Origin of the sequence: Stenotrophomonas aracearum, from assembly GCF_031834615.1 — a bacterium.
Taxonomy (GTDB): domain Bacteria; phylum Pseudomonadota; class Gammaproteobacteria; order Xanthomonadales; family Xanthomonadaceae; genus Stenotrophomonas; species Stenotrophomonas aracearum.
Genome location: NZ_CP115543.1, coordinates 3,328,963 through 3,352,085 on the forward strand (window position 1 = coordinate 3,328,963; position 23,123 = coordinate 3,352,085).

The window sequence follows — 23,123 nt, forward strand, 5'->3', positions numbered from 1 at the left end:
CGTGCGACCAACCGTCGCAGCGGGCATGTCTAGACGGTGATGGTCTGCGTCAACGATTCCCAGGTCGGCGGCACCGGCCAATCCGCTTCCTGGTTCCCATCAATGACCCGCCGCAGATCCCGGGTATCGATCTGCGGGGCCAGCACATGCACCAGCTCCAGTGCGTAATCGCGCAGCACCCGGTCGCGCGGCAGTACTGCCCAGGCGATGCATTCGTCGATCGGGGCCGGGGCGGGCCAGGAACGCAGGTCTTCGTCGCCCGCATTCACCGCCATTTCCGCAAGAAGGCCTACGCCCAGGCCGGTGCGCACGTAAGTCTTGATCAGGTCCGCATCCAGCGCGGTCAGGGCGATGTCCGGCGTCAGCCCGGAGGCCGCAAACGCCCGCTGCAGCGAGGAGCTGCCACGGGTGGAGGACTCGTAGCTGATCAGCGGCTGGGTCGACAGCGCCTCCAGGTCCGGCGCCGCGCCCGGGCGGTCCAGCGCGTGCCCGCGCGGCACCAGCACCAGCCGCCGCCAGCGGTACAGCGGAATGGCGATGCCAGCCGTGGGTTCGGCACCGGCGGTGCTGATGATGGCGATGTCCGCATCGCCCTGGCTGAGCAGGTCCAGCGCATCGCTTTCGGCAGCCTGCTGCAGGTGCACGCTGACCTGCGGGTAGGCCTGCTTGATGCGCGCCACCGCCGGCGGCAGCACGAAGCGCGCCTGGGTGTGGGTGGTGGTCAGAACCAGCTGGCCCTGGCTTTCGCGGCGCTGGTTGGCGGCATAGGTGCGGATGTTGTTGGCTTCCGCCAGCACCGCGCGGGCGCGGCCGATCACCTCGACCCCGGCCGGGGTCACCGCTTCCAGGCTGCGGCCCTTGCGCACGAACAGCAGGAAGCCCAGTTCATCTTCCAACTGCTTGAGCTGCTTGGACAGCCCCGGCTGGGTGGCATGCACCCGCGACGCGGCCAGGGTGATGTTGAGCTCGGCGTCGGCAATGGCGACCAGGTAACGGAGTTGGGTCAGCGTCATGGGCGTGCGCACGGCAGGAAGGAAGGGGTCAGGCCGACTGTAAGGCAGTTGCCGTCACCAGCTTATAACCAAACGTTGTTTAAGAAGGTAATCAGGTGATTTCGCGTGGTCATATGCGGGCGCTACGGTCTGGCGGAGACCCGGTGGCGCGCCGTGCGCGAATGCCGCCTGCGCCCTTTCTGCCACCCTCCTGCGGAGCGTTCCCATGGCCCTGTACAACTCGATCCTGGACACCATCGGCAACACCCCGGTTGTCCGCCTCAACCGCATTGCCCCCGACCACGTCACCCTGTACGCCAAGGTGGAATCGTTCAATCCCGGCGGTTCGGTGAAGGACCGCCTGGCGCTGGCGATCATCCTGGACGCCGAAGCTCGCGGGGTGCTCAAGCCCGGCGACACGATCATTGAAGCGACCTCCGGCAACACCGGGGTGGCGCTGGCCATGGTCGCGGCCGCGCGCGGCTACAAGTTCGTGGCGACCATGGTGGAGACCTTCTCCATCGAGCGCCGCAAGCTGATGCGCGCCTACGGTGCCAAGGTGATCCTGACCCCGGCGGCCGAGCGCGGCTCGGGCATGGTGCGGCGCGCGGCCGAACTGGCCCAGGAGCATGGCTGGTTCCTGGCCAGCCAGTTCACCAACCCCGCCAACCCGGCCTACCACCGCAACACCACCGCCGCCGAGATCCTGCGCGATTTCGCCGGCAAGCAACTGGACTACTTCGTGACCGGCTGGGGCACCGGCGGCACCCTCACCGGCGTCGGTGAAGTGCTGAAGGTGGCCCGCCCCGAGACCCGCATCATCGCCACGGAGCCGGAAGGCGCGGCGCTGCTTGGCGGCGCCGAATGGAAACCGCACAAGATCCAGGGCTGGACCCCGGACTTCGTGCCGGACGTCCTCAACCGCGGGGTGTTCGACGAGCTGCTGAGCATCGACGATGCGCGCGCGATCGAGACCTCGCGGCGGCTGGCGGCCGAAGAAGGGATCTTCGTCGGCATCTCGGCCGGCGCCACGGTGGCCAGCGCGCTGGATGTGGCGGCCAAGGCCGCGCCCGGCAGCGTGCTGTTGGCGATGCTGCCCGACACCGGCGAGCGCTACTTCTCCACGCCACTGTTTGCCGACATCAACGAGGGCTCGGACGACGAGTGGCTGGCCGGCCTGCCCTGAATTGGTCATTCCTTGCTGAATGCGACATGCCGGGTCGCATGGCCTGAGACGATGATGACGCAACCTTGATGCCCTGGCCGCCACCTTATGAGGCGGCAGATACAAGGAGCGGCACGCATGAAGATCGAAGTGTGGCAGGGCGACATCACGACCCTGGCGGTGGATGCGATCGTCAATGCGGCCAACGAATCCCTGCTCGGGGGTGGCGGCGTGGATGGCGCGATCCATCGCGCCGCCGGTCCGCAGTTGCTGGCCGAATGCGCGGCGCTGCCGGAGATCCGGCCGGGCATGCGCTGCCCGACCGGCGAAGTGCGGGCCACCGCTGGTTACCTGTTGCCGGCGAAGCACGTACTGCACACGGTGGGGCCGGTCTGGCAGGACGGCCAGCGCGACGAGCCGGCACTGCTGGCCAACTGCTACTGGAAGTCGCTGCAGCTGGCTGAGCAGATGGGCCTGCGTTCGATCGCGTTCCCGGCGATCAGCTGCGGGGTGTTCGGTTATCCACTGCACCAGGCCGCGCGCATTGCGGCGACCGAAACGCTGGCCTGGCAGCGTTCGCACCGGGAACCGCAGCGGATCATCCTGGTGGCCTACAACGCGGCGACCTTCAAGGCGTACCACCAGGCGCTGGTGGAGTCGGGACAACCGCTGGATTTACCGGCAACCGCATAACAAAACGCCGGCATTGCTGCCGGCGTTTTTCATTTCGCGGTGGCGGCGTGGATCAGCCGTTCCACTTGCCCAGTGCAGCCTGGCCGTTTTCCTTGGCGCGGTCGTACACGGTCTGCTGTGCCTTGGCGACGTTGGCCTTGGTGTCCTTGGCCCACAGCTTCAGCGCGGCCTGCTGCATGGCGCGGCCATAGGAGAAGCTCAGCGGCCACGGCAGGTTGCCCATCTGGTTCATGGCATTGAGGTGGGCGGTGGACTGCTCGTCGCTCTGGCCGCCGGACAGGAACACCACGCCCGGCAGGATCGCCGGCACGGTGCTCTTGAGGCACATCACGGTGGATTCGGCGACTTCCTCGACGTCGGCCTGCTCGTCGCAGCCCTTGCCGGAGATGACCATCGAAGCCTTCAGGATGGTGCCTTCCAGCAGCACGTTCTGCTGGTACAGCGCGTCGAACAGCGAGCGCAGGGTGGCTTCGGTGACTTCGTAGCAGGTTTCGATGTCGTGGTCGCCATCCATGATGACTTCCGGCTCGACCATCGGCACCAGGCCGCATTCCTGGCACAGCGCGGCATAACGGGCCAGCGCGTGCGCGTTGGACTCGATGCAGGTGCCCGACGGGATGCTTTCGCCGATGTTGATGACCGCACGCCACTTGGCGAAGCGCGCACCCAGCTTGTAGTACTCCTGCAGGCGCTCACGCAGGCCGTCGAGGCCCTCGGTGACCATCTCGCCCGGGCAGCCGGCCAGCGGGTGTGCACCCTTGTCGACCTTGATGCCCGGAATCATGCCGTGGTCGGCCATGTACTTGGCGAACGGCACGCCGTCCTTGGTCGACTGGCGGATGGTTTCGTCGTACAGGATCGCGCCGGAGATGTGCTCGTTGAGCTTCGGCGTGGTCAGCAGCAGCTCGCGGTAGGCACGACGGTTCTCTTCGGTGTTCTCGATGCCCACGCTGGCGAAGCGCTTGGCGATGGTACCGGTGGATTCGTCGATGGCGATGATGCCCTTGCCCGGGGCGACCATGGCCTGGGCGGTTTCGGCCAGCTGTTCGATGCTCATGTATTTCCTGTGGCGGGTGCGGGAAAACCGCAATTATAGACCCGCCATTCCGTGAACTGGCCGTCCACGGAATTTGGAACCGGTTTCAGGAGAAAAGCCGGGCAGAGCCCGGCTCTACCTCACAGATCGCCCAGCCCGCTGGCGCGGCCGTCTTCACCTACTTCCAACAAGCGCAGGGTGTTGGTGGCGCCGTGGGTTTCCATGTGTTCGCCGCTGGTGAACACCACGCGGTCGCCGGCCTGCAGCTGGTTGGCTTCGACCAGCAGGCGGATGCTGCCGCGCGCGGCTTCGCGCGGGGTCAGGCCGCGGCTGTCGAAGTTGATCGGGAACACGTCGCGCATCAGCGCCATCTGGCGGCGGGCGCCGTCGTGGCGGGTCACCGCGTACACCGGCGCCGAGGCGCGGAAGCGCGACAGGTAACGCGCGGTGCCACCGGATTCGGTCATCGCCACGATCGCGCGCACGCCCACGTGCTGGGACAGGAACATGGTGGCCATGGCGATGGCCTGGTCGGCACGTTCCAGGTTGCGCGGCGAGGCGCCGAAGTCGGTTTCGGTCTGGAACTGGCGCTCTGCACCCAGGCAGATGCGGGCCATCGCCTCCACGGCCTTGATCGGATACGCACCGGCGGCGGTTTCGGCCGACAGCATCACCGCGTCGGTACCGTCGATGACCGAGTTGGCCACGTCCAGCACTTCGGCACGGGTCGGGATCGGGCTTTCGACCATCGACTGCAGCATCTGGGTGGCGGTGATCACCACCTTGTTCTGGGCCAGCGAGGCCTTGATGATCTTCTTCTGCAGGCCCGGCAGTTCGGCGTCGCCGATTTCCACGCCGAGGTCGCCACGCGCCACCATCACCACGTCGCTGGCGTCGACGATTTCCTCGAGATTCTCGATCGCTTCGGTACGCTCGATCTTGGACACGAGCGCGGCATAGCAGCCGTGCTTCTCGGCGATCTCACGGGCATCGTTCATGTCCTGCGCGTTGCGGCAGAACGAGACGGCGATGAAGTCCACGCCGATCTTGGCGACGATGCCGATCAGTTCCTTGTCGCGCTCGGTCAACGCGCCCAGCGAGAGGCCACCGCCCTGCTTGTTGAGCCCCTTGCGGTCGGACAGCACGCCGTCGTTGAGCACGGTGTTGACGATGCGCTCGCCGTGCACTTCCACCACCTGCAGCTGCATCAGGCCGTCGTCGAGCAGCAGCACGTCGCCCGGGGCCACGTCCTGCGGCAGGCCGAGGTAGCTCACGCCCACCTGGGTGGTGTCGCCAGCCGGTGCGGTCGGCGAGGCGACCAGGTCGAAGCGGTCGCCCGCCTTGAGCTGGATCTTGCCTTCGGCGAAGCGCTCGATGCGGATCTTCGGGCCCGGCAGGTCGGCCAGGATGCCCACTTCCACGCCCACGCGGGCGGCGGCGGCACGCACGTCGGCGGCACGCTTGGCCTGGCCGGAGGGGTCGCCGTGGCTGAAGTTGAGGCGAACCACGTTCACGCCGGCGCGGAACAGATCCTCCAGCACGCCCGGCGGATCGGTGGCCGGACCGAGGGTGGCAAGGATCTTCGTACGGCGCTGACGCTCAATCATGGTTAAAGGGCTCCCGGGAAAGGATCGAAATTACCACACCCTTCACGTCCCATGAATACGTTTACAGCATTGTCGCGTCTGGGTTTCGGCGATGTCCTGCAGACACGACGAGACCCGGACGCGACATGCGGCAGCGTACGGAACGCTGCCGCATGCATCGGCCTCAGTTGCCGCGTGCTTCCAGCGCAGCCACCGCCGGCAGGGTCTTGCCTTCCAGGAACTCGAGGAACGCGCCGCCACCGGTAGAGATGTAGCTGACCTCGTCCGCGATGTCGTACTTGTCCACGGCGGCCAGGGTGTCGCCACCGCCGGCGATGGAGAACGCCGGCGAACTGGCGATGGCGCGCGCCAGCGCCTCGGTGCCGTGGCCGAAGGCTTCGAACTCGAACACGCCGACCGGGCCGTTCCAGACCACGGTGCCGGCCTTGGCGATCAGCGTCGCGTAGTGCGCAGCGGTCTGCGGACCGATGTCCAGGATCAGGTCGTCTTCGCCCACGTCATTGACCGCCTTGACCGTCGCTTCGGCGTCCGGGAGGAACTGCTTGGCCACCACCACGTCGGTGGGCAGCGGAATGTCGGCGCCGCGCGCCTTGGCGTCGGCCACGATCTTCTTCGCGGTGTCCAACAGGTCCGGTTCGTACAGCGACTTGCCCACGGCATGCCCGGCTGCGGCAATGAAGGTGTTGGCGATGCCACCGCCGACGATCAGCTGGTCGACCTTGCCGACCAGGTTGGCCAGCAGCTCCAGCTTGGTGCTGACCTTGCTGCCGGCCACGATCGCCAGCAGCGGCTGCGCGGGTGCGTGCAGGGCCTTGGCCAGCGCGTCCAGCTCGGCCATCAGCAGCGGGCCACCGGCGGCAACCGGGGCGAAGCGGATCACGCCGTGGGTGGAGGCCTGGGCGCGGTGCGCGGTGCCGAAGGCGTCCATCACGAACACGTCGCACAGGGCGGCGTACTTGCGCGACAGCGCTTCGTCGTCCTTGCCCTCGCCCACGTTCATGCGGCAGTTTTCCAGCAGCACGATCGAACCCGGGGCCACGTCGACGCCGTCGACCCAGTCACGCACCAGCGGCACGTCCACGCCGAGCAGGGTGGACAGGCGCACGGCGACCGGCGCCAGCGAATCGGCTTCGCTCCACACGCCTTCCTGCGGGCGGCCCAGGTGCGAGGTGACCATCACCGCAGCGCCCTTTTCCAGCGCCAGCTTCAACGTCGGCAGGGATGCGGTGATGCGCTGTTCGGAGGTGATGCGGCCGTTCTCGATCGGCACGTTCAGGTCCTGGCGGATCAGCACGCGCTTGCCGGAAAGGTCGAGGTCGGTCATGCGAACGATGGACATGGGGCAGCAACTCTTTGGCGGAAAGGGAAATGCGCCGCGCACGGCGCAGAGGGTCATTGTAGCGGCGCGCGTCCAGACGGGCGCAGCAGGCTGACCGCGAACCCACCCACCACCAGCACGCCGAGCAGCAGCAGGCCCCACAGCAGCCAGCGCTTCCAGTCGCGTTGCGCCTGCACGGCGGCGTCGCCGGCCAGCACCTGCGCCGGCCCCTGCACGGTCGCTGCGGCCGGCTGCCACTGCGCGCCCTGCTGCTCGCGCAGCTGCGCGATCACGGTACCCACAGGTGCATCGGTACGCTGCGCGCGCACGCTGCCGGCCGCGACCGTGAACGGCGCTTCGCCCTGGCTGAGGAACACCAGCGCTTCGGGCTGGTAACCCAGCTTGAGGGTCGGCGCCTGGCTGGGCTGGGCCTGGCCGGCCATCAGCTTCCAGTATCGGTCGCGGCTGGGCACGGCCAGCGACTGGGTCTGAGACTGGCGCCGCGCGCCGGTGTCCTGCAGCTGGTAGGCCACCCACGGGCCGGCCCGTACCTGCCACGGCCGGTTGGGGTCGTCCCGGCTGAGCAGGGTCCACTGCACCACGCTGTTGTCGGCGGTGGCGATGTCGACCTGGGCCACCGGGAAGCGGCCGTCCAGCGTGTATTCGAATTCGCCGGCCTTGCCGGCAGTACCGGTGAGCGTGCGCCACTGCCAGTCGATCGCCTGCGCGGCCGCCACGCGTTCGACCTGCACGGCGGTCAGCACGGGAAGGCGCGCGCCCGCCAGCGGCAGGATGCGGAAGTACTTCGCCTGGTGGCCGATCTCGATGCGCCGCTGCTGCAGGCGGTTGCCGCCCTGCTCCAGGTCGACCAGCGGCACTGCATCCGCCACGCGCTGCCAGTCGCGCAGGTCATCGCTCGCTTCCACCGCCACGCGCAGCTGCAAGGGCCCGGTCGACTGCCAGTCCAGCTGCAGGGCCTGCACGCCGGTGCGCAGTGCGCTGGCGTCGACCAGCCAGCCGCCCGGCTCGGCGCTGGCGCCGCTGCGTCCCAGGCGCGCTTCCACCCGGCGCACGCTGCCGTCGGTGTTGCGTTCGGTCAGCAGCTGCAGGTCTTCGCCTGCACCGCCACCCTGCGCCGGCAATGCGAACCACGGCAGCGGCTGCCACTGTGCCGGCCGCGCCAGCGGCTGGTCGGCGGAGAACAACGCCGACGGCAGCGCCTGGCCCTGCGCATTGAAGACCTGCACGTCGGCCAGCTGCGGCGACACCGCGCTGCGGTACTGCGCCTCGCCCAGGATCAGCCGGTAGGCGCCGGCCTGCGGCGCGGACAGCTGCAGCGGCCACTGTTCGCGATAGTCCTGGCGCGCGTCGGCGGCCCACAGCGCGGGAGCGGCCAGGGTCAGTGAAGCGGCGGCGATCAAGCGGTAGAGAAGGTTCACGGTTGCGGCTCCAGCGTAGCGTCCGGCGCACGCGGCGGCGCCGGTGCCAGGTAGCCCACGACCGTGCACAGCAGGCCGTAGGCGATGAAGGAAGCAATGCCCAGCAGGTTGCCCAGGTGCTGGCGGTCGATCAGTACCAGCTTGGCCAGCACCACGCCCATCAGCACCGCGCCGACCAGCCACAGCGCGCGTTGCCCGCGTCGCGAGCCCCACACCCAGCTGATCACGCCGAGCACGCTCCACACGACGGTCAGGCTGGTCTGCGCCAGCGTGGACGACCACAGCCGCTCGTTCCACGGCACCCCGCCCCAGTGATGCACGGCATGCAGGGTGATGCTGGTCAGTGCGACGAAGCCGGCCAATGCCAGCAGCGGCACGCGCCGAGCCTGCAGTGCTACTGGCGCCTGGCCGCGCCATAACCAGCGCGCGAGCAGGGCGAGCACGGCCAGCTGTATGAGCTCCAGCGGATTCAACAGCGGTATCCACGGCAGCGGCGCTGCGCCACCGCGCGCAAACAGGAAGCCGACCCAGGCCAGCCCCAGCACCGCGAACAGCGTGCACTGCACTGCCGGGCGGGCCGCGTCGAAGCGTTCGCCCAGTGGCACGCTCAGCCAGTGCCAGCGCTGCAGCGAGATGGCGGTGACCACCAGCCACGGCAGCAGCATCGCGGCCAGTGCCCAGCCTTCGGCCAGTTCGAAGCGGTCGGCCAGCCAGCTGGCGGTGAGCGAGACCACGGTGGGCCACAGCAGCCACCACACGAACTGCGCGACCACGGCGGTGCGGTCCTGGCCACCGCGCAGGCACCACAGGCTGCGCACGCCGACCACGGCGAACACCGCCCAGGCCAGCGCGCCGTAGCCGGCAAACGGCTGGCGGTGGACGTCGGCCTGCCACAGCGCCAGCGGGAATGCGCACAGCAGCATGGCGAGCGTGGTCAACACCAGCGCGCGTGCCGGGAAGCGGCGCTGCGTTTCCGCGGCGATCCAGCCGGTGACCGCCACCAGGATCAGCAGCGCATCCGGTCGACTGCCCCAGGCAACGAAGCGGCTGACCTCGTGGCTGGCGGTGCCCAGCCACCACAACAGACCCCACAGGTAGTACACGATGGCCGGCGCGTCGCGCCCGCTGCGGCGGTAGCTGAAGGCCGACGCGAAGCCGGCCGATGCCAGCAGCAGGCCGCTCATGAAGGTGGGGTTGGCGATCGCGGTGGCGTCCTGCAGCCAGTAGTCGGCGCCGACCACGAAGCCGAACGCGGCGCCCAACTGCAGCAGCGCGCCGGCAATCTGCGGCAGCAGGCGCGACTGGCGCAGGCCCAGCCAGACCAGCGCCGCGCCTTCCAGCGCGAACACACTGGCGGTGGCGCGTGCCGAAAGCGCCAGCGGCACGGCCAGGGTGGCGAAGCCGACCGCGAGTACCGCGTGCGACTGGCCGAGCGCGGTGTAACGCGCGCGTTTGATCAGCGCCCAGGCCAACCCTGCATACAACGCGGCCAGGCCGACCGAGCACAGTGCCAGCAGCAGGCGGTCGTCATGCAGCATGCCGGCCTGCAGCGAGAACGCGATCAGCGGCGTGCCGAACACCAGGCTGCCGTCGACCAGGTCGCGCTGTTCGGCCGGCTGGCGGCGCGCGTAGAGGATCGGGATGAGCAGGTAGAAGGCGAAGAACAGCAGCAGGAACGGTTCGGTGCTGTTGAACTTGTCGGCGTTGTACTGCAGCACGCCCCAGGCGGTACCGATGCCGAAGGTGAAGGCAAAGCCCAGCAGGTTCAGCGCGCGCCACGGGCGCCACCAGGCAATGGCGAGGATGGCGGCGTTGAGTACGGCGTAGTACGAGAACAGCGCCACGTGGTTGCCGCTGCCGGTGGACAGCCAGATCGGCGCCATGAAGCCGGCCAGGATGCCGAGCACCGCCAGCGTGCGCGAATTCTGTACGACCGCGAGCACGCCCATGCCGGCGATCAGCACGATGCTCATCGCAAACGCGATGCCCGGTTCGATCAGCTCGTACCGCTTGAACGCGGCAAAGATGGTCAACAGCAGGATGCCGATCGCCCCGCCCTGCAGGGCCAGCGCGAACATCCGGCGGCGCTCGCGCTGCACCCAGCCGAACACCAGCCCGGCCAGCGCACCGGCGGCGATGGCAGCCAGGCGCAGTTCGATCGGCGCGTTGAGCCAGCCCTGGTCGCTGGCGTACTTGAGCAGTGCTGCGACACCGGCCAGCAGCACCAGCATGCCGATCTTGACCGGCACGTTGCCTTCGGTGAACCAGGCCTTGATCGTGCCGACGATGCGCTCGCCCAGGTCCGGGCCGCGAGGCGGCGGCGGAACGAAGGGTTCGGGTCGGGCCGGCGGCGGGCCCGGGGGAAGCGGAGGTGGGGCGGCGCGGGCAGCGGCAGCGAGTCGCTCGGGTTGGGTCGCTGGCGCTGGCGCGGGCTCCGGCTCCGGCTCGTCCACGGGCGCCGGTGCGTCGGCGCGGAACGGCGAGACGATGGGCGGCGGCGCAGGCGCGCGCGCCTGCCAGTCTGCAACGACCGGTTCAACCGGCGCAGCGACGGTACCTGCCTGCGCCTCTTCCAGCGCTGCAACACGCCGGCGGAGGCCGGAAATCATCACCAGGGCTACGATCAGCAACACCGGCACGGCCAGCAACAGCAGTACCGCCAGGACAATCAGTGCTTCCATTCCGCGTCATCCTCGTGGGAACGCCACGGCCCACCTGGACGAGCATGGCGCCTGCGGCACGGGGACATCGTAACTGAATTGGCGGGGGTGAAAAAAAACGCCCTTCCTTGCGGAGGGGCGTTCTTTTTCGATCTCTGGTGCGAGGAGCCGGCCAGCGGCCGGCACTACCGGGATCGTTCCCCGGTATTACGCGGCTACTACCTTGGCCATTTCGAGGCACTTGTTGGAATAGCCCCACTCGTTGTCGTACCAGGACACCAGCTTGACGAAGGTACCGTCCAGCGCGATGCCGGCTTCGGCGTCGAACACCGAGGTGTGGGTTTCGCCGCGGAAGTCGGTGGCCACGACCTTGTCTTCGGTGTAGCCGAGGATTCCCTTCAGCGCGCCTTCGCTCTGTGCCTTCACTTCGGCGCAGATCTCGGCGTAGGTGGCTTCCTTTTCCAGCTCGACGGTCAGGTCGACCACCGAGACGTCCGAGGTCGGCACGCGGAAGCTCATGCCGGTGAGCTTCTTGTTCAGTTCCGGAATCACCACGCCGACGGCCTTGGCCGCGCCGGTGGAGGACGGAATGATGTTTTCCAGGATGCCACGGCCGCCGCGCCAGTCCTTGTTGGACGGGCCGTCAACGGTCTTCTGGGTGGCGGTGGCCGCATGCACGGTGGTCATCAGGCCGCGCTTGATGCCCCACTTGTCATTGATCACCTTGGCCAGCGGCGCCAGGCAGTTGGTGGTGCACGAGGCGTTGGAGATGATCGCCTGGCCGGCGTAGGTCTTGTCGTTCACGCCGTACACGAACATCGGGGTGTCGTCCTTCGACGGCGCCGACAGGATCACCTTCTTCGCGCCCGCATCGATGTGCTTCTGCGCGGTTTCCTTGGTCAGGAACAGGCCGGTGGATTCGATCACCACGTCCACGCCGACCTCGTCCCACTTGAGGTTGGCCGGGTCGCGTTCCTGGGTGAGGCGGATCTTCTTGCCGTTGACCAGCAGGTCGTTGCCCGAGATCGACACGTCGGCCTTGAAGCGGCCGTGCACGGAGTCGTACTTCAGCATGTAGGCCAGGTAATCCGGCTCCAGCAGATCGTTGATGGCGACGATTTCGATGTCATTGCCGAAATTCAGCACGGCCGAACGCAGCACGTTGCGACCGATGCGGCCGAAACCGTTGATGCCAACCTTGATTGCCATGTTCACAAGCTCCTGCAGCCGCGACAGTGCGGCCCAATGGAAAGGGGCCGTCATTCTAGCAAAGGCCACCCGGATGCGGCCCCCGGCGCGGCCAGGGTAAGCGGTTACAACGAAAATTTTACGATTTGATCCGGATCAAGGCGCGCCCGGGCGGCGGCGGGAACACTGGCCCCATTCCACCCCGCCACGAGACCGCACCATGCGTACCCCCTCCCCCCTCCTGCCCGCCACCCTTGCCGTCGCCCTGGCGCTGGCCGCCAGCCCCGCCATGGCCCAGTCCAAGGGCGACTGGACCATCGCCGCAGGCGTGCACCAGGTGGCGCCGACGTCCGACAACGGCACCCTGGCCGGCGGCCTGAAGGTCGATGTGGACAGCGACATCAAGCCAACCATCACCGGTGAGTACTTCATTGCCGACAACCTGGGCATCGAGATCCTGGCCGCGCTGCCGTTCAAGCACGACATCAACATCGACGGCCTCGGCCGCGTGGGCAGCACCAAGCACCTGCCGCCGGTGGTGTCGCTGCAGTACCACTTCAACAGCAAGGGCAAGGTGTCGCCGTTCCTCGGTGCCGGCCTGAACTACACCACGTTCTTCAGCGAAGAGACCGGCGGCGCGCTGGCCGGCAGCCGGTTGAAGCTGGACGACTCCTGGGGCCTGGCCGCGCATGCAGGCCTGGACTTCGCCGTCGGCGGGAAGGGCGCCCTGCGGGTCGACGTGCGCTGGATCGACATCGACACCGACGTGAAGCTGGACGGCGCCAAGCTCGGCACGGTGAAGATCGACCCGCTCGCCTACGGCGTAGCCTACGTTTTCAAGTTCTGATCGCCGACAACTCCGGCAAATGCTCCGCCTCGGGTGGGTCGTTAGAATGGGCGGATGAAAATCGCCTCCCTGCTCTCCTCTTCCGCGTTGTTGCTCACGCTCACCCTGGTTTCCACCGATGCCCTGGCCTGGGGCGCACAGGGCCACCGACTGGTGGCCCGTGTCGCCGAACCGCGGCTGACCGCGCAGACCCGCGCCGAAGTGGCCCGCCTGCTGGCCAACGAACCCACTCCGACCCTGGCGGCGATCGCGCCGTGGGCCGATGAACTGCGCGCCAAGGACCCGGGGCTGGGCAAGCGCTCGGCCGGCTGGCACTACGTGAACATCGGCGAGGACGATTGCCAGTACGAGGTCGAGCGCAACTGCCGCAACGGCAACTGCGTGGTGGAAGCACTGAAGACGCAGACCGCCATACTCGGCGACCGCAGCCGCCCGGATGCCGAACGCGCGCAGGCGCTGAAGTTCGTGGTCCATTTCGTCGGCGACATCCATCAGCCGATGCACGCCGGCTACGGCCACGACAAGGGCGGCAACGATTTCCAGGTGCAGTTCAACGGGCGCGGTACCAACCTGCATTCGCTGTGGGACAGCGGCCTGCTGAACACGATGAAGCTCGATGACGACGCCTGGACGAAGCGGCTGGCCGCATTGCCAAAGCCGAAATTCGGCAAGCGTTCGGCGATCGACACCGACGCGGTGCAGTGGGCGGAAGCCAGCTGCCGGATTGCGATTGCACCGGGTGTTTACCCGACCAAGCGTACGCTGGACCCGGACTACGCCGCGACCTACCTGCCGGTCGCCGAACGTGAGCTGCGCCTGGCCGGCGAACGCCTGGCGGTGCTGCTCAACGACACGCTGGGTAAACCCTGAGGCCACCGCCATGACGCTGCACGTTGCCAGTTTCTTCCACCCCGACAGCCACACCTTCAGCTACGTGGTGCATGACCCGGCAACGCGGCAGGCGGCGGTGATCGACCCGGTGCTGGATTACGACCCGGACACCGATGCGCTGGGTGCCGGGCCGCTGCAGCCGCTGCTGGCGCACGTGCGCGAACAGGCACTGGACGTTCGCTGGCTGCTGGAAACCCACGCCCACGCCGACCATGTCAGCGCCGGGCGCTGGCTGAAGCAGCAGTGGCCCCAGGCGGCACTGGCAATGGGCGCGGGGATCGTGGAGGTGCAGCGTACGTTCGCGCCGCGCTATGCGCTGGACGTGCCCACCGACGGGTCGCAGTTCGATCATTTGTTCGCCGACGGCGAAACATTTGCATTGGGGGATGCTGCGGCAGAGGTCATCGCCGTTCCCGGGCATACCAGCGACAGCGTGGCCTATCGCATCGGCGATGCGCTGTTCACCGGCGATTCGCTGTTCATGCCCGACGGCGGCACCGCCCGCTGCGATTTCCCGGGCGGCGATGCCGCGCTGCTGTACCGCTCGATCCAACGGCTGCTGGCGCTGCCCGACGCCACCCGGGTGTTCATCTGCCACGACTACGGCCCGGGTGGTCGCGCGGTGGCCAACGAGACCACCATCGGCGAACAGCGCGCCCGCAACATCCACCTGCGCGACGGGGTGAGCGAAGCGGAATTCGTTGCGACCCGGCAGGCGCGGGACGCGACGTTGCCGGAACCGAAGCTGATGCATCCCTCGGTAAAGGCGAACCTGCAGGGCGGCGCGAAACCTTGATGGCCCGGTTTACCGCCGATGGACGATGTGCTCGCCTTTCACCATCTCGAAGGTGAAGGCGTAGAACAGGCTGACGGCCACCGGCTCGATGCGTTCGGCATCGCTGCAGTCGCCCGGATCGCGCGGGGTGGTACCCACAGCGAAATGACATACCGCCGCAGGCAGGTATCGCCATGCCGCCACCGCTTCCTGCGCGGCAGCCACCAACACCTGGTTCTCCACCGCGTTGCCCGCCGCACAGTCGCTGCGTTCGGCCACGGGCGCGCTACGCTCCACCCTGCCCTCGGCATCCACCACGACCTGCAGGCACACCGTGGTCGGTGCCAGTTCCCGCCGCGGGTCGCGGTCGCCCACCACCGGGTCCGGTCCGGCGTACAGCTGCGGCATGCGATAACCCTCGCTGGGCTGCAGCGTGTACGCCTGCACGGCGCCGGCGCCACCGGCCGCGTCCATCTTCAGGCGCTGGTAGCCGACATTCTCGGCGCGGGTTTCCACCCGGGTCGCGGCCGGCTGGCTGGCGCAGCCAGCCAGCAGCAGGAGCAGGGCGCCGTAGGCCGCCCTCACGGCGCGGGCGCCGGCTCGGGTTGGTCCAGCGCGAAGGTCAGCGGGATCTGCAGCGCGGACGCCACCGGCTTGCCATCCCTGCGCGCAGGTTCGAACGTCCACTTCTGGGCGGCGGCGATCGAGACGGCGTCGAACACCCCGGCCGGGGTGGAGCTGATGACGCTCACGCCGGAGGTACGCCCTTCGGCATCCACGTTCACGCGCAGCACGACCTTGCCGGAAATATTCTGCTCGAAGGCGCTCTTCGGGTAGGCCGGCGGCGACATCAGTTTCGCCTGGGCGCCGACGGTGGCCGCGTCTGGCGAGCTCGAACCGTCCGTCCCGGCGGCAGGTTCTGCGGTGATGCGCGTCTGCGTGTCGGCTGCGCGCTGGCTGGCCCACGCCATCGTGCTGATGCCCACGCACAACCCCAGCACCAGCAGCTGGCCCGACCACCGCGGCACTACATTTCGCTTGTGTTCCTTCAACATGCCTATCCGCTCCTTCAACATCGGTTGGCTGCGCCAGTGGCAGGCCATGGGCGCAACCGGGTGGACCAACTGCGCCTTGAGCAGGGCGTTGGCGTAAATCCGGCGCAGGGCCGGATGCGGGTCGACCGTGCGCGCGTCGCAGGCCAGCTCCTGGTCGAACAGGAAGCGGCGCGTCGCCCACGGCAACAACGGATGGAACCAGAACAGGCAGCGCAGCAGGGCCACTGCGGCGTTGGCCCAGTGATCGCCATGCCGGCGGTGCTGGTGTTCGTGCTGCAGGATCAGGTCGCGCTCGACGGGCGCGAAGCGCTGGTCGAAATCGGGGCCGACCACCACGCGCGGGTCGAGCAGGCCGACCAGCGCCGGCAGGCCCGGGTCGGCGCTGGCTTGCCAGCTGCCGTCGGCGCGCGGTTGCAGCGTGCCGAGGGCGCGTTCGAACCGGCGCTGGCCGCGCCATTGCGCAAGCGCTACACATGCCGCGCCGGCGGCCCAGAGCGCGATCAACAGGGTCGGCCACAGCACCGCATCGGTGGGCACCACGGCCACGTGCAGTACCGTTCCCAGTGCGAGCAGCGGCGCGCTGTCGGTGAACGCGGGGACGGGCGAAGGCAGCAACGGCGCGATCAGCACCAGCGGCAGCAGCCACCAGCTGCGATACACCAGCGCGGCGCCGCCGAGTCGCTGCAGCAGTGGCCGCACCGCGCCCAGCAGCAGCACCGCCAACGTGGCCCAACCGCTGGCCTGGAGCAGTCCGTGCAGCATGTCAGTCATGGTCGAGCTCCTGGATCAGCTTCTTGAGCTCGGCGATGTCCTGCGCGCTGAGTTCGCCACGCTGGCTGAAATGCGCCACCAGCGGGGCGACCCGGCCGGCGAACAGTTTGTCGAGCAGGCCGCTGCTCTGTTCGGCCACCCAGGCCTGGCGCTGCAGCACCGGCGAGTAGAGATAGCGCCGCCCGTCCCGGCTGGCGCTGATGGCGCCCTTGGTGAGCAGGCGATTGAGCAGGGTCTTGATGGTGGGTTCGGCCCAGTCGCGGTCGGCCAGGGCGGTAACCACGTCGTCGGCGCCCAGCGGGTGCCGGTTCCAGAGCACTTCCATGACAACGGCCTCGGCTTCGCTGATCTGGCTCATCATTTACATCCGTAATCGACGGACCGATTACGCGCGTAATCCAACCCGGTGTCAAGCCCCCGTGTCGAGAGCCGTTCAAACCGGAAATGCTGTAATGCCCGAAAGCCTTTGCAGGAACGCACCGCATGACCGAGCACCTCACCGACCTGGACGCCGCCACCGACTGGTTGCTGCAGCGCGTGGAGGGGCCGCTGCGCATCGGTGCGCCGCTGGCACTGGGCAAGCCGCACCGGCTGCTCAACGCGCTGTATGCGCGGGTGGAGAACGATCCGTCGCGGCCGCTGCAGATCTACACGGCGCTGTCGTTGAACCCGCCCAAGCCGGGCGGCAACGGCTTGGAGGCGCGCTTCATGGGGCCGTTCGCGGCGCGCCACTTCGGCGAGGATTTCCCGCGCCTGGCCTACGCCGATGCGATGCTGCGCGACCGTTTGCCGGCGCATGTGCAGGTGGAGGAGTTCTACATGCAGTCGGGGGCGCTGCTGAATTCGTCGCAGGCGCAGCGCGGCTATACAAGCTTGAATTACACGCATGCGGCGGACGCGGTGGCGCAGCGCGCGCCGCACGCGATCGTGCAGAAGGTGGCGATGCGTCCGGACGACCGGAGGCTGTCGCTGTCGTGCAACAACGACATCACGCAGGACACGATCGAGGCGATGCTGGCGCGCGGGTTGCCGCGTCCGCTGTTGATCGCGGAGATCGATCCGCAGCTGCCCTACCTGGGCGGCACGGCGACGGTGGATGTGTCGTTCTTCGATCTGGTGATCACGCCGCCGGCACCGTACCCGGCGCTGTTCGGGCTGCCGCGCCAGCCGGTGAGCGATGCGGACTATGCGATCGGGCTGTATGCGAGCGCGCTGGTCCGCGACGGTGGCACGCTGCAAATCGGGATCGGGACGCTGGCCGATGCGATCAGCCATGCGCTGGTGCTGCGCCATACGGACAATGCGCGCTACCGGCAGATCCTGCATGCGTTGGATCCGACGTTGGCGAGCAATCCGACGGTGCTGGAATGCGGTGGGCTGGAGCCGTTCGAGGTAGGTCTGTACGGCTGCAGCGAGATGCTCAACGAGGGCTTCCGGCGGCTGGTGCAGACGGGAGTGATCCGGCGCAAGGTGCACGACGACTTGGCACTGATGGAGCGGATCGAAAGCGGCAGCACGCTGACCATCGACCACGCGACGCTGGAGGCGGAAGGCGAGTACCTGCATGGGGCGTTCTACCTGGGTTCGCCGGAGTTCTACGAGTGGCTGCGCGAGCTGCCGGAAGAGGAGTCGCGGGCGATCGGGATGCGCCGGATCAGCGAGATCAACCAGCTGTACGGCGGCAACGAGGCGCTGGAACGGCTGCAACGACGGCATGCGCGCTTCTTCAATTCCTGCATGATGGCAACGGCGCTGGGTGCGGCGGTGTCGGACGCGCTGGAGGACGGCCGCGTGGTGTCGGGCGTGGGCGGGCAGTACAACTTCGTGGCGATGGCGCATGCGCTGCCGGAGGCACGCAGTGCGCTGATGTTCCGCGCGGTGCGCGAGGACAAGGGCGGACTGCAGTCGAATGTTCGCTGGAATTACGGGCACACGACGATTCCGCGCCATCTGCGCGACCTCTACATCAACGAGTACGGCATCGCGGATCTGCGCAACCTGACCGACGAGGATTGCGTGATCGGGATGGCGTCGATTACGGATGCGGGTTTCCAGGCGGGGTTGCTGCAGACGGCGAAGGCGTCGAAGAAGCTGGCCGGTGATTTTGTCGCGCCGGAACATTGGGCGCGCCGCAATACACAGGCCGCCGTAAGCGCGGCGCTGGCGCCGTTCCGGCAGTCGGGCGCCCTGCCCGACTACCCACTGGGCAGCGATTTCACCGAGGTGGAGCAGCACCTGGTGAAGGCGTTGGGGTGGTTGAAGCAGAACACGCAGACACGGAGTGCGAAAATGCGCACGGTACTGGCGGCGCTGACCCAGCCGGCTGGCGATGGCGACGTGGTGTACCTGCAGCGGATGGGCTTGGATGCGCCCTCCAGCATTGGCGAGAAGCTGGAAGCACGGTTGGTGCGGTTGGGGTTGGCGCGTACGGCGTAAAGCGTGCGACCCATTGAATCGTGCACGGGTAGTGCCGGCCGCCGGCCGGCTCCACGGATTGCATGCAATCTCGTAGAGCTGGGCTCTGCCCAGCTGCTGTTGGATTCAGGCGAACAGCTGCAGTGTGCACCGTTTCCCTGGCTTGGGCCGCCCGGTGCCGGTTTGCGGGGTCGCCGCAAGTACGTCCGTGTAGGCTACGCGGACGCCATCCATGGCGACGAGTCCCCCGCAAACCGACCCCGGTCGACCCTTTGACAGTTGGCCGATGGCCACGGGAAACGCCGATGTCGGCCTTCGGCCGACATGGGGTTTCGTTCGATTTCCATGCGTTACCGGACGCGGGCGATTTCACGGCGGTTGTTTGGGAACCAACCCTACCGGAGCGTGCCCCGCCTCGTAGTGACATGCCATGCGTGTCCCCCGTAAACCGTCAAAGCACGCATTCGTGTCGACCATCGGTCGGCACACCGGCTTTTCCTGTGGCCTCCGAGGCACTGTCGGAGGGTCGGCGGGGGTGGGTTTGAGGGGGCACGAGCCGCATGGATGCGGCGATGAGCCTACATGGATGTATTTACGGCGTCCCCCACAAACCCGCACCCGACGGCCCTGACCAGGGAAACCTCGCAACCCACGGCTGTTCGCCCGAATCCAACAGCAGCTGGGCAGAGCCCAGCTCTACGGATCGCATGCAATCGGGGGAGCCGGCCGGCGGCCGGCACTACCGCAAATACCAAAAAAAACGGCGCTTCCGTTTCGGGAAGCGCCGTTGCCTTTCGCGTCAGTGACGAACGCTTAGTTCGCCAGCTGGGCCTTGGCTGCCGCCACCACGTGCTCGGCGGTGATGCCGAAGTGCTTGTACAGCGCGTCGGCCGGGGCCGAGGCGCCGAAGGTGTCGATGCCTACCACGGCGCCGTCCAGGCCCACGTACTGGCGCCAGAAGCCGGTGACGCCGGCTTCCACCGCCACGCGGTTGCGGATCGCGTTCGGCAGCACCGACTCACGGTAGCCCGCGTCCTGGCGCTCGAACACGTCGGTGGACGGCATCGAGACCACCCGGGTCTTGATCCCGGCTGCGTCGAGTTCCGCCTTGGCCGTCATCGCCAGGCCCACTTCCGAACCGGTGCCGATCAGGATCACGTCCGGCACGCCGCCTTCCGCCTCGGCCAGCACGTAACCACCGCGCGCGATCTGCGCCACCTGCTCGGTGCTGCGCTGCTGGTGCGGCAGGTTCTGACGGCTGAACACCAGGCAGCTCGGGCCGTCCTGGCGGGTGATCGCCGCCTTCCAGCTCACTGCCGACTCCACCGCATCGCACGGACGCCACACATCGTTGTTCGGGATGTAACGCAGCGACGCCAGGTGCTCCACCGGCTGGTGGGTCGGACCGTCTTCGCCCAGGCCGATCGAATCGTGCGTGTACACGTGGATCGCATGCGCCGGGATCAGCGCGCTCATGCGCACGCCGTTGCGCGCGTAATCGCTGAACACCAGGAAGGTCGCATCGAACGGAATGAAACCGCCGTGCAGCGCCAGGCCGTTGGCAATGGCGGTCATGCCGAACTCGCGCACCCCGTAGTACACATAGTTCGCGTTCGGATCATCCGTCGCGACCGACTTGCTCGCCTTCCACAGCGTCAGGTTCGAGTGCGCCAGATCGGCCGAACCGCCGACCAGTTCCGGCAGCAGCGGCGCGAACGCCTCGATGGCCAGCTGCGACGCCTTGCGCGACGCAATGGTCTGGCCTTCAGCCTGCACCTGCGCGATGTACGCGTCTGCCTTGGCCACGAAATCGGCCGGCAGCTCACTGTTCGAACGACGGGTCAGCTCTTCGGCTTCGGCCGGGAACTGCGCCGCGTACTTGTCGAACTGCTGCTCCCACTCCGCCTGGCGCAGCGTGCCGGTGCTGCCCGCACGCCAGCCCGCGTAGATCTCTTCCGGGATCTCGAACGGACCGTAGTTCCAGCCCAGCTGCTTGCGGGTCGCTTCCAGCTCGTCCTTGCCCAGCGGCGCGCCGTGGCTCGATTCCTTGCCCGCCTTGCCCGGCGAACCGAAACCAATGGTGGTGCGGCAGCAGATCAGGGTCGGCTTGTCCGACTGCGACAGCGCGCTTTCGATCGCCGCCTTGATGCTGTCCGGGTCGTGGCCATCGACGCCGCGCACCACGTTCCAGCCATAGGCCTCGAAACGCTCGGGGGTGTTGTCGGTGAACCAGCCTTCGGTGTTGCCGTCGATCGAGATGTGGTTGTCGTCCCAGAAGCAGACCAGCTTGTCCAGGCCCCAGGTGCCGGCCAGCGACGCCGCTTCATGCGACACGCCTTCCATCAGGCAGCCGTCGCCCAGGAACACCCAGGTGCGGTGGTCCACGATCTCGTGTTCCGGACGGTTGTAGCGCTGCGCCAGCAGCTTCTCTGCCAGCGCGAACCCCACCGCGTTGGCCAGGCCCTGGCCGAGCGGACCGGTGGTGGTCTCCACCCCGGGGGTTTCGTGGTGTTCCGGGTGGCCGGCGGTCTTGCTGCCGAGCTGGCGGAACTGCTTGAGCTGCTCGATCGGCAGGTCGTAGCCGCTCAGGTGCAGCAGTGCGTACTGCAGCATCGAGCCGTGGCCGTTTGACAGCACGAAGCGGTCGCGGTTGAACCACTTCGGGTTGTTCGGGTTGTGACGGAGATAGTCGTTCCAGAGGACTTCCGCGATGTCCGCCATGCCCATCGGCATGCCGGGGTGACCGGACTTGGCGGTTTCGACCGCATCAGCGGCAAGGAAGCGGATGGCGTTGGCCAACTGGCGGCGGGTGGGCTGCGTCATGATTCAGGGGTGTCGGGAGGCGGCCGCGAAGCTGCGGGCCGCCCATTGTCCCATAGTCCACCCGCCGGGTCAGGCGGGTCAGGCGTGTGAAGACGTCCCCGGCACCGGGCTTTCTTCAGTTTCGCCCTTGGCCACCAGCGTGGTCAGGGCCAGGTCGCCGGTGACGTTCAGCGCGGTGCGGCACATGTCCAGGAAGTGGTTCACGCCCAGGATCAGGCCGATGCCCATCGGGTCCACGCCGACCATGGCGCAGATCATCGCCACCACCGGCAGCGAACCGGACGGCACGCCGGCCGTGCCGATGCCGCCCAGGATGCAGACCACCATCACCATCAACTGCTGGGTGATGCTCAGGTCCACGCCGAAGAACTGGGCCAGGAAGATCACCGTCACGCCTTCGAACAGCGCGGTGCCGTTCTGGTTGGCGGTGGCGCCCACGGTCAGCACGAAGCGCGAGACCTTCTGCGGCAGGCCCATCTGGTCAGCCACGCGCAGCGCGGTCGGCAGGGTGGCATTGCTGGAGGCGGTGGAGAACGCCATCACCGTTGCTTCCTGGGTGTCGCGGAAGAACGCGATCGGCGAACGGCCCGACAGCCACACGGCCACGCCGTAGCTCACCACCATGTGCAGGCCCAGCGCCAGCACCACCACGCCTACGTACGCGCCCAGGCGGATCAGCAGGTCGAAGCCGAAGATCGCCGCCAGGTTGAACATGAAGCAGGCCACCGCGTACGGCGCCAAGCGGATCACCAGGTTGATCAGGGTCATCGAGACCTCGAACACGCCTTCGATCACCTTGCGCAGCGGCGCGGTCTTTTCGTCCGGGGACAGCACCATGCCGATGCCGAACATCAGCGCGAAGAACATCAGCGACAGGATCGCGCCATTGCTCGACGCCGCCGCCAGCACGTTGCTCGGCACGATCGACAGCAGCATGTCCATGCCCTTGGGCTGCTCGCCGATGTTGGCCACGATCTCGCGGCTGCGCTCGACGTTTTCATGCAGCAGCTGCTGGGCCATGGCCGGGTCCACGCCCACGCCCGGCTTGAGCAGGTTGACCAGCACCAGGCCCAGGCCGACCGCCACGCCCGAGAGCAGCACGGTGTAGGCCAGGGTCTTCCAGCCGATCCGGCCGAGCGAACGGATGTCGCCCATTTCCGACACGCCCATCACCAGCGCCGAGAAGATCAGCGGCACGATCAGCATGAAGATCAGGTTGAGGAACAGGCCCGACAGCGGCGTGGTCACGTAGGTCATGACCGCGCGCGCAGCGTCGGGCAGCCACGGAATGCCGCCGCCAATGGCGTGCACGATCAGCCCAAGCACCAGGCCAAGCCCGAAGCCGATACCCATTTTCCAGTGCAGTGGCAGCTTCTGCCGGGGTGTTGCGGCGTCGGTCATCGGAGCGGCATTCCTTGAAGATAAGTAAAAGAGCTTAGCAAAGCCGG

The 23,123-nt window shown here is 67.7% G+C and carries 18 protein-coding genes; 6 read left to right on the forward strand and 12 right to left on the reverse strand.

Annotated features, from left to right (window positions below):
* Positions 1-29: 29 nt before the first annotated feature.
* Positions 30-1,013: a LysR family transcriptional regulator gene (locus PDM28_RS15060; RefSeq protein ID WP_311182667.1), complete on the reverse strand. Its 984-nt coding sequence runs from the start codon at positions 1,011-1,013 to the stop codon at positions 30-32.
* Positions 1,014-1,218: 205 nt separating this feature from the next.
* Here PDM28_RS15060 and cysK point away from each other — a divergent pair, with 205 nt between their 5' ends.
* Both cysK and PDM28_RS15070 read left to right on the forward strand, forming a co-directional pair.
* Positions 1,219-2,178, forward strand: a complete 960-nt coding sequence (gene cysK, locus PDM28_RS15065) for a cysteine synthase A (RefSeq protein ID WP_070209035.1) — start codon at positions 1,219-1,221, stop codon at positions 2,176-2,178.
* A gap of 117 nt (positions 2,179-2,295) precedes the next feature.
* Positions 2,296-2,850 (forward strand): O-acetyl-ADP-ribose deacetylase, encoded by a 555-nt coding sequence (locus PDM28_RS15070; protein WP_311182668.1) that lies wholly within the window; start codon positions 2,296-2,298, stop codon positions 2,848-2,850.
* A gap of 52 nt (positions 2,851-2,902) precedes the next feature.
* Here PDM28_RS15070 and PDM28_RS15075 read toward each other — a convergent pair whose 3' ends face one another.
* From PDM28_RS15075 to gap, 6 genes are all read right to left on the reverse strand, one after another.
* Positions 2,903-3,907 carry a class I fructose-bisphosphate aldolase gene (locus PDM28_RS15075; RefSeq protein WP_017356577.1) on the reverse strand — a complete coding sequence of 335 codons (1,005 nt, stop codon included), beginning with the start codon at positions 3,905-3,907 and terminating at the stop codon, positions 2,903-2,905.
* Between the two features lie 119 nt (positions 3,908-4,026).
* Positions 4,027-5,493 carry a pyruvate kinase gene (gene pyk, locus PDM28_RS15080; RefSeq protein WP_311182669.1) on the reverse strand — a complete coding sequence of 489 codons (1,467 nt, stop codon included), beginning with the start codon at positions 5,491-5,493 and terminating at the stop codon, positions 4,027-4,029.
* A gap of 163 nt (positions 5,494-5,656) precedes the next feature.
* A complete protein-coding gene (locus PDM28_RS15085) occupies positions 5,657-6,832 on the reverse strand; it encodes a phosphoglycerate kinase (protein ID WP_311182670.1) in 1,176 nt (391 codons plus the stop codon).
* Positions 6,833-6,885: 53 nt separating this feature from the next.
* Positions 6,886-8,250 (reverse strand): DUF3999 domain-containing protein, encoded by a 1,365-nt coding sequence (locus PDM28_RS15090; protein ID WP_311182671.1) that lies wholly within the window; start codon positions 8,248-8,250, stop codon positions 6,886-6,888.
* Complete coding sequence (locus PDM28_RS15095) at positions 8,247-10,931, reverse strand: DUF2339 domain-containing protein (RefSeq protein WP_311182672.1); 2,685 nt, start codon at positions 10,929-10,931, stop codon at positions 8,247-8,249. Before PDM28_RS15095 ends, PDM28_RS15090 begins: the two co-directional genes overlap by 4 nt.
* A 186-nt stretch (positions 10,932-11,117) precedes the next feature.
* On the reverse strand, positions 11,118-12,119 hold the full coding sequence (gene gap / locus PDM28_RS15100; RefSeq protein WP_311182673.1) for a type I glyceraldehyde-3-phosphate dehydrogenase: 1,002 nt from the start codon (positions 12,117-12,119) through the stop codon (positions 11,118-11,120).
* A 199-nt stretch (positions 12,120-12,318) separates the two neighbouring features.
* Between gap and PDM28_RS15105 the strand changes: the two genes are divergently transcribed.
* Genes PDM28_RS15105 through PDM28_RS15115 form a run of 3 tightly spaced genes read left to right on the forward strand, consistent with a single transcriptional unit; the run spans position 12,319 to position 14,632 of the window.
* Entirely contained in the window at positions 12,319-12,945 is a 627-nt protein-coding gene (locus PDM28_RS15105; RefSeq protein WP_311182674.1) for an OmpW/AlkL family protein, read from the forward strand.
* A gap of 54 nt (positions 12,946-12,999) precedes the next feature.
* A complete protein-coding gene (locus tag PDM28_RS15110) occupies positions 13,000-13,815 on the forward strand; it encodes a S1/P1 nuclease (RefSeq protein WP_102945192.1) in 816 nt (271 codons plus the stop codon).
* A 10-nt stretch (positions 13,816-13,825) separates the two neighbouring features.
* The gene (locus tag PDM28_RS15115; RefSeq protein ID WP_311182675.1) at positions 13,826-14,632 is read left to right on the forward strand and encodes an MBL fold metallo-hydrolase; all 807 of its coding nucleotides are present in this window, start codon (positions 13,826-13,828) and stop codon (positions 14,630-14,632) included.
* 9 nt (positions 14,633-14,641) lie between these two features.
* Here the strand turns inward: PDM28_RS15115 and PDM28_RS15120 are convergent, their stop codons facing one another.
* From PDM28_RS15120 to PDM28_RS15130, 3 genes are read right to left on the reverse strand one after another with little or no spacing between them, the layout of a single operon-like run.
* The gene (locus tag PDM28_RS15120; protein ID WP_311182676.1) at positions 14,642-15,196 is read right to left on the reverse strand and encodes a hypothetical protein; all 555 of its coding nucleotides are present in this window, start codon (positions 15,194-15,196) and stop codon (positions 14,642-14,644) included.
* Entirely contained in the window at positions 15,193-16,437 is a 1,245-nt protein-coding gene (locus PDM28_RS15125) for a TonB family protein (protein WP_311182677.1), read from the reverse strand. The genes PDM28_RS15120 and PDM28_RS15125 overlap by 4 nt, the downstream gene beginning before the upstream one ends.
* Entirely contained in the window at positions 16,430-16,795 is a 366-nt protein-coding gene (locus PDM28_RS15130) for a BlaI/MecI/CopY family transcriptional regulator (RefSeq protein ID WP_311182678.1), read from the reverse strand. Before PDM28_RS15130 ends, PDM28_RS15125 begins: the two co-directional genes overlap by 8 nt.
* Before the next feature lie 125 nt (positions 16,796-16,920).
* Between PDM28_RS15130 and PDM28_RS15135 the strand changes: the two genes are divergently transcribed.
* On the forward strand, positions 16,921-18,873 hold the full coding sequence (locus PDM28_RS15135; RefSeq protein WP_311182679.1) for an acetyl-CoA hydrolase/transferase C-terminal domain-containing protein: 1,953 nt from the start codon (positions 16,921-16,923) through the stop codon (positions 18,871-18,873).
* Between the two features lie 792 nt (positions 18,874-19,665).
* Here the strand turns inward: PDM28_RS15135 and tkt are convergent.
* Positions 19,666-21,675 (reverse strand): transketolase, encoded by a 2,010-nt coding sequence (gene tkt / locus PDM28_RS15140; RefSeq protein WP_311182681.1) that lies wholly within the window; start codon positions 21,673-21,675, stop codon positions 19,666-19,668.
* 78 nt (positions 21,676-21,753) lie between these two features.
* Entirely contained in the window at positions 21,754-23,076 is a 1,323-nt protein-coding gene (locus PDM28_RS15145; protein ID WP_102945185.1) for a dicarboxylate/amino acid:cation symporter, read from the reverse strand.
* Positions 23,077-23,123: the final 47 nt, after the last annotated feature.